This is a genomic window from Providencia sp. 2023EL-00965, assembly GCF_033550225.1.
GTDB classification, from domain to species: domain Bacteria; phylum Pseudomonadota; class Gammaproteobacteria; order Enterobacterales; family Enterobacteriaceae; genus Providencia; species Providencia manganoxydans.
The window spans coordinates 1-4,659 of sequence record NZ_JAWUEH010000036.1; the positions used below are offsets into that span (position 1 = coordinate 1).

The window sequence follows — 4,659 nt, forward strand, 5'->3', positions numbered from 1 at the left end:
CTACCGCCGTAAGTTTTTGCCAGAACAGTAGTGATTGCTGCTGTCAGGGTAGTTTTACCGTGGTCAACGTGGCCGATTGTACCAACGTTAACGTGCGGTTTTGAACGTTCAAATTTTTCTTTAGACATTAGATTGTCCCTCTAAGACACGGAATCGGTGGTTACACCACATCAACCAAGCAGTTAAAATTTATTTGCTTGTTTTTTACAGGAGACAAATCAGGGAGATGAATGAGAACATATGAGGAGTGGTGCTGATAGGCAGATTCGAACTGCCGACCTCACCCTTACCAAGGGTGTGCTCTACCAACTGAGCTATATCAGCACATCTTGGAGCGGGCAGCGGGAATCGAACCCGCATCATCAGCTTGGAAGGCTGAGGTAATAGCCATTATACGATGCCCGCAATGAACTCGGCTACCTGAGTTATCAGCTGTTAAACTGTTACCTGAATAAATCTTATTATAAGACCCTTCAGGAGATGGTGGTGGGAGAAGGATTCGAACCTTCGAAGTCGATGACGGCAGATTTACAGTCTGCTCCCTTTGGCCGCTTGGGTATCCCACCTATCCAAATTGTTAATTGGTGCCGGCACCAAGAGTCGAACTCGGGACCTACTGATTACAAGTCAGTTGCTCTACCAACTGAGCTATGCCGGCATCAAGTGCTGCGCATTCTAGGAAGAGTGAGCGAGACTTGCAACAAAAAAATTTAATTTTTTGTTTACTTGCTCACATTTTATTCGTTTTTTGTGATTTTGCTGTTTTTTTCGCTATATTCAGATTAAAACATCTACAGCAGACCGCAACTATAATCCATTATTATTTAGTCCGTAAAGTGTTCTCTCGCTGCTAAAAAATAATCTTCATTGTTTATTAAGTCCAAAAGTGACTATAAGGTTCAAAACTATTGATTGTCCACTGTTGTTTTTTTCAACAATCAATGCCGTTTTTACTGCCTTCGTCAAAAAAAATTCACATAAAACATAAAAAGTTCTACGCCAACTATCTTTCACTCGCTATGATGCAACTTAATTTTACGGATACGGGTGTTTAGGCAACCTGTCCAACCTGCATAGAATAGGCAGATGTTGGTTTATGAAACAGACAGAGAATTTTATTACTACACCATATTTAGAGTTTGATAGAGAACATTGGGCAACATTGCGAGATTCAGTCCCTTTGACACTAACTTCTAGTGAGCTTCTAGAGTTAAAAGGTATTAATGAAGAGCTCTCGATGGAAGATGTTATTGAAATTTATCTACCATTATCGCGTTTACTCAATTTTTATATTAGCTCCAATTTACGGCGCCAAGCTGTCCTTGAACAATTTTTAGGGACAAATGGAGCAAAGGTACCTTACATTATTGGTATTGCTGGCAGCGTTGCCGTTGGTAAAAGTACAACAGCACGTTTATTACAAGCGCTATTAACTCGTTGGCCAGAACATAGAAAAGTTGATTTGATTACAACAGATGGTTTCTTATATCCAAACCAAGTGTTAAAAGATCGCGACATCATGAAGAAAAAAGGTTTTCCTCAATCATATGATATGAGGAAACTAGTCAATTTTGTTTCTCAAATTAAATCGGGTGCCCGTAATGTCGTCGCCCCTGTTTATTCGCATCTCACTTATGACATTGTACCAGATCAGCAGCAAGTTATTGATCAGCCGGATATACTCATCTTAGAAGGCCTCAATGTCCTACAAAGCGATATGGATTATCCACATGACCCTCACCACGTGTTTGTCTCCGACTTTGTAGATTTCTCTATCTATGTCGATGCCGCTCCTGAGCTATTAAAACAGTGGTATGTTGGCCGCTTTTTGAAATTCCGACAAGGTGCTTTCTCAGATCCTGATTCTTACTTCCATAACTACTCTAAATTGAGCGAAGAGGAAGCTATTAATATAGCAAGTTCTATTTGGGATGAAATTAATGGATTAAACTTAGAAGAAAATATTTTGCCAACCAAAGAGCGCGCTAGCTTAATAATGACAAAAGGCGATAATCATTCTATTCAGAGTGTTAGAATAAGAAAGTAAATTTCATATGCCGGTAATTATCCGGCATATATTTAATTATTATTCATTAGAGCGTAATGATATTTCACCACCTATATAAGGGATTACCTCCCCATTATTTTGGCGTAATAATAAAGCACCTTGCTGATTAATCCCCATTTCAATACCAGTTATAATCTTCTCTCCAATCAATAACTTAACATCTCGCCCCAAGAAATTATCTAATTCAAACCAACGAGATAGAAATGGCAACAAACCTTCCTTTTCAAATAATACTAAAGCATCTTTTAGTGCATTTATAATATTTGCAGATAACTCATTTCTCTCAATATAATCAACTTCATCAGCAAGTGATGACCACTCTTGATTAATTTCTTTATCTTTATTTATATTATTTTTACCCATCCCAATATTAATGCCAATTCCGATAATAATATGGGCTGCATCGCCTGTCTTACCAGTTAGCTCAACAAGAATACCTGCTAATTTTTTATCATTTAAATAAAGATCATTAGGCCATTTAACTTTAACTTTTGATTTGCTTATTTTATTCAATGTTTCAGCAATGATAATACCAACCACTAAGCTAAGTCCTACAGCGGCTGCGGGACCTTGATCTAACTTCCAATACATTGATAAATATAAATTACAACCAAAAGGAGAAATCCACTGACGACCACGCCGCCCTCTTCCCGCACTTTGGTACTCAGCTAAACATGCATCGCCAGATTTTAAGCTAGGTATCCTTTCCAACATATACTGATTGGTTGAATCAATAACCGGCTCAACGATAATATTACTACCTTGAGTATGCTGCATAATGGCTTGAGCATTCAGAAGGTTGATAGAGTAGGGAAGCTTATAACCTTTTCCGGAAATAGTCTGTATATCAAGCCCCCAAGAACGCAGTGTTTTAATATGTTTATTAATGCCTGCTCTCGTCATCCCTAAAATATCACCCAACTGTTGCCCTGAATGAATTTGAGCATCAGACAGAATATCTATCAACTGTAGAGGAATACTGGTTTCTTTCATAAAATACAGTCCATTGGGTTAATTTCACCATATTTTCCAATAAATCTAACTTCTGGCTCAAGCATAATACCAAAGCGCTTATAAACCGTTTGACTAACATATTTAGCTAAATTGACGATATCCCATCCGGTAGCATGACCTTTGTTAATCAGTACAAGTGCTTGCTTAGTATGTACTGCCGCACCACCTAATTCGTAGCCTTTTAAACCGCATTGATCAATTAACCAGCCAGCCGCAACTTTAATAGAACCATCATCCTGTAAATATTGTGGGCATGACGGATATTGTTGCCTCAATTGTTCTGCTTTATCAGCCGAAATAATCGGATTTTTAAAAAAACTACCTGCATTACCTGTAACAGAAGGATCCGGTAATTTCATTTTACGCGTATTACATACTGAATTAAAAACTTGCTGTGGCGTTACCGTTTGTGGGTCTAACAATGCCAAATCCCCATATGTAAGCTTAGGAGACCATTGCTTAGGTAATTTTAAACCAATTCCCACAATAACGTGTGTGTGTTGATATTCATGCTTAAAGATACTATCCCGATAGCCAAAGCGGCATTCTTCTGCCAAGAGTCTTGATGGCTTTCCAGTCGTTAAATCAAGGGTATCCACATACTCACAAAGATCTTTGAGCTCTATGCCATAAGCCCCTATATTTTGAATCGGAGCAGAACCCACACACCCAGGTATTAACGCCAAATTTTCGGCACCATAGATCCCCTGATTTAGTAAAGATTCTATTAATTGATGCCAGTTTTCTCCAGCGCCTGCATATACATGCCAAAAATCAGCCTGCTCAGTGGTCGTCACCCCCATTATTCTATTAAGAATGACTACACCATCAAAATCATCAATAAAGAGAACGTTGCTTCCACCGCCAAGAATTAAAACTGGTAATTGCTGTTTTCTTGCATCACACCATAGCTGATAAATAAGCTCTGCCGATCCTGCAAGATAAATTGACTTTGCTTTTGCTTCCAGCGCAAAGCTATTAAATTGTTTTAATTCAAGGGATGAGTTCATTGTTGCCTTCAGCACATAACAAATAAAGATTAGATAAGTCTAACAGGCTGGTTGAAGAGAATCATTAAATAATAGAGTTACAGTAGAAGATTGCATGGAAGGTATGAAACGTATGTAATGATGTGCTTTATAAAAGCTAGATAGCAAAAAGCCACCCTAAGGTGGCTTTTTATATTTGAAACCTAGCAGTTCCCTACTCTCACATGGGGAGACCCCACACTACCATCGGCGCTACGGCGTTTCACTGCTGAGTTCGGCATGGGGTCAGGTGGGACCACCGCGCTATTGCCGCTAGGTAAATTCTTTTTAAATGCCGATAATTTCTGGTGCTGATACCCAGATTCGAACTGGGGACCTCACCCTTACCAAGGGTGTGCTCTACCAACTGAGCCATATCAGCAATATGGTGCGGTCAGTCAGTACTGACACAACCTTTAAAATTAATGTCTGGCAGTTCCCTACTCTCACATGGGGAGACCCCACACTACCATCGGCGCTACGGCGTTTCACTGCTGAGTTCGGCATGGGGTCAGGTGGGACCACCGCGCTATTGCCGCCAGACAAATT

4 protein-coding genes, 5 tRNA genes and 2 rRNA genes are annotated in these 4,659 nt (G+C 39.5%); 1 reads left to right on the forward strand and 10 read right to left on the reverse strand.

Translation table 11 applies throughout. The features are described from left to right. The 5 genes from SC428_RS21865 to SC428_RS21885 all read right to left on the reverse strand — a co-directional run. Nucleotides 1-128: GTP-binding protein (locus SC428_RS21865; RefSeq protein WP_230333040.1), on the reverse strand; the 128-nt coding region annotated here is incomplete at its 3' end. A 120-nt stretch (nucleotides 129-248) separates the two neighbouring features. Next, nucleotides 249-324 (reverse strand) — tRNA-Thr (locus tag SC428_RS21870). A gap of 6 nt (nucleotides 325-330) precedes the next feature. Then, a tRNA-Gly gene (locus SC428_RS21875) sits at nucleotides 331-405 on the reverse strand. Between the two features lie 76 nt (nucleotides 406-481). Next, a tRNA-Tyr gene (locus SC428_RS21880) sits at nucleotides 482-566 on the reverse strand. Between the two features lie 16 nt (nucleotides 567-582). Beyond that, a tRNA-Thr gene (locus SC428_RS21885) sits at nucleotides 583-658 on the reverse strand. A 438-nt stretch (nucleotides 659-1,096) separates the two neighbouring features. On the opposite strand from SC428_RS21885, the gene coaA reads away from it, so the two are divergent. Continuing rightward, nucleotides 1,097-2,047, forward strand: a complete 951-nt coding sequence (gene coaA, locus SC428_RS21890; RefSeq protein ID WP_070929311.1) for a type I pantothenate kinase — start codon at nucleotides 1,097-1,099, stop codon at nucleotides 2,045-2,047. A 39-nt stretch (nucleotides 2,048-2,086) separates the two neighbouring features. Here the strand turns inward: coaA and birA are convergent, their stop codons facing one another. From birA to rrf (SC428_RS21915), 5 genes are all read right to left on the reverse strand, one after another. Further along, a complete protein-coding gene (gene birA / locus SC428_RS21895) occupies nucleotides 2,087-3,061 on the reverse strand; it encodes a bifunctional biotin--[acetyl-CoA-carboxylase] ligase/biotin operon repressor BirA (RefSeq protein ID WP_070929312.1) in 975 nt (324 codons plus the stop codon). After that, a complete protein-coding gene (gene murB, locus SC428_RS21900) occupies nucleotides 3,058-4,092 on the reverse strand; it encodes a UDP-N-acetylmuramate dehydrogenase (protein WP_070929313.1) in 1,035 nt (344 codons plus the stop codon). Before murB ends, birA begins: the two co-directional genes overlap by 4 nt. Nucleotides 4,093-4,272: 180 nt before the next feature. After that, nucleotides 4,273-4,388 (reverse strand): 5S ribosomal RNA (gene rrf, locus SC428_RS21905). Nucleotides 4,389-4,416: 28 nt separating this feature from the next. Then, nucleotides 4,417-4,492 (reverse strand) — tRNA-Thr (locus tag SC428_RS21910). Between the two features lie 45 nt (nucleotides 4,493-4,537). Continuing rightward, a 5S ribosomal RNA gene (rrf, locus tag SC428_RS21915) occupies nucleotides 4,538-4,653 on the reverse strand. Between the last annotated feature and the right edge of the window lie 6 nt (nucleotides 4,654-4,659).